Origin of the sequence: Actinoalloteichus spitiensis RMV-1378 (genome assembly GCF_000239155.1) — a bacterium.
Taxonomy (GTDB): Bacteria; Actinomycetota; Actinomycetes; order Mycobacteriales; family Pseudonocardiaceae; genus Actinoalloteichus_B; species Actinoalloteichus_B spitiensis.
In genome coordinates, this window is record NZ_AGVX02000714.1 from 1 (window position 1) to 2,107 (window position 2,107).

At 71.2% G+C, this 2,107-nt stretch carries 2 protein-coding genes; both read right to left on the reverse strand.

Translation table 11 applies throughout. From position 1 onward, the window contains the following. Window positions 1-165 precede the first annotated feature (165 nt). Complete coding sequence (locus ACTIDRAF_RS0224430) at window positions 166-657, reverse strand: peptidylprolyl isomerase (RefSeq protein ID WP_039789398.1); 492 nt, start codon at window positions 655-657, stop codon at window positions 166-168. Between the two features lie 233 nt (window positions 658-890). Further along, a complete protein-coding gene (locus ACTIDRAF_RS31050; RefSeq protein WP_016701301.1) occupies window positions 891-1,778 on the reverse strand; it encodes a helix-turn-helix domain-containing protein in 888 nt (295 codons plus the stop codon). Window positions 1,779-2,107 lie beyond the last annotated feature (329 nt).

Genomic DNA, 2,107 nt, shown 5'->3' on the forward strand with positions numbered 1-2,107 from the left:
AACCAGACGGGTTCGAACGGCGGCTCGCCGCGCACCACCTGCCCCGGCTCGACGCGTTGGGGGTGGAGTACCGGCCGCTCACCGGGCCGCGTCCCTGGCAGACCCGGCCCGGTGTCGCCGGTCGGCCGCGCTGAACCGCAGGCGACCGGCGGTGCGGCGACCGGCTCAGGCCACGGACGCCTTGGTGATCACGACGTCGCTGGTGGGCACGTTCTGGTGACCGCCGGCGTTGCCCGTCGGCACGGCGGCGATCTGGTCCACCACGTCCTGGCCCTCGGTGACCTTGCCGAACACCGCGTAGCCGAAGTCACGGCTGCCGTGGTTGAGGAAATCGTTGTCGGTCAGGTTGATGAAGAACTGCGCGGTCGCGGAGTCGACGACCGACGTGCGGGCCATGGCGACGCTGTACCGCACGTTCTTCAGGCCGTTGTCGGCCTCGTTCTTGATCGGGTCGTTGGTCTTCTTCTGCTTGAGGCCGGGCTCGAAACCGCCACCCTGGATCATGAAACCGGGGATGACCCGGTGGAAGATCGTGCCGTCGTAGTGGCCGGCCTGGGCGTACTCCACGAAGTTCCTGACGGTGATGGGGGCGCGCTGCTCGTCGAGCTCCAGAACGATGGTGCCGTGCGAGGTGGAAAGGGTGACAGTCGTCGTCATGCCGACGATCGTATGTGCCCCCGGTTCGGCCGTTCGTACGCGGTGCGCGGTCGGGTTGGACCATCGACGACCGTCCAGCGTGCGGAGGAGGACGCCGTGTTCCACGCCCCTTCCCCCCCGGGGCTCGTGGTGCGGCGGCCGACCGCGCGTGCGCCGACCGGACGGCGGGGCGCGGACACCGGCGGGTCCCCGACCCGACCTCGGCCACTCCCACGACCCGACCGGGAGTGCCCTCAGCCGTCCGGCGCCCGGGGGGTCAGGTGCGCCAGCCAGTCCAGTCCCCGCTCGCAGTGCTGCTGTTCCATCTCGTCGGCGTGACCCAGGACCAGTTCCCGGGACGCGTCGGGGGAGAGCGCCACCGCGTCCAGCGCGGGCAATGCCTCGACGTGGGGTCGGACCTGGGCCGGGTCGGTGAGGAAGGCATCGGAGAGGCAGTGCTCGAGGTGCACCACCGGGCCGCCGCGGGCGAACTCCAGGACCAGGCTCGGACCCCTGAGCGCCGGGTGCGCCCCGACATCCACCGGGATGACCCGGACCACGACGTTCGGCCTCGTCGCCATCCGGGCGAGATGCCGCAGTTGTCGAGCCATCGCCGCCGGCCCGCCGACCGGACGGCGCAACACCTGCTCGTCCACGAACGCCGTCAGCGTGACCGATTCACCCGACAGGATCGCCTGGCGTCCCACGAGCACCGCCACCCGGGCCTCGACCGCCTCCCGGTCCAGGCCGTCCAATCCGACGAGGGTCCTGGCGTACTCGGGGGTGCGCAGCAGCGCGGGCACCACCAGCACCGAGACGTCGACGATGCGGGTCGCCCGGCCCTCCAACTCGAGGAGGGCCGACACCCCGGCCGGCAGTGCCGGGTGCGCCGTCTCCCACCAGTTCGGGTACCGCGCCCTCCGGGCCTCCGCCACGAGTTCCGCGCGGGTCTCACCCGCGACACCCAACGCCGCCAGGATGGAGGCGACCTCGGTCTCGGTCGGGAGCCGCTTCGCGGTCTCGACGCGGCAGACCGTGGAGGGGCTCATCCCCACCAGTTCCGCCAGCCGCCGCGCACTGATGCCGGAACGCTCCCGGAGCTGGCGGAGGCGAGGGCCCAGCCCTCCCTGAGCGGTGCTCATAGCGATTGACCTTAGGGCGCCCCCCGCGCCTCCCGGCAACCACCCGTTCAGGGGGTGGGATTGGGCCGAGCGGGGTTTCGTGCCAGGTCCACACCAGCGCGACCCCACCCCCTCCAGCGTTGCCGCCCCTTTCCCGCGCCGACGACGCTTTCGGTGAGAAGGCGCGAAGTATGACACCTTCGGACGACAAAACCTGAACTTCAGGTCCTCAACTTTCCGATTCCGCTATACCGGGTCCGGTACACGACATTCGAGGCGACGGGCACCGTCCACCGTTCACCTCACGGTGGTGGCGGGCCGTGCGGACCGGCGGCGCCGCCCACGACCCG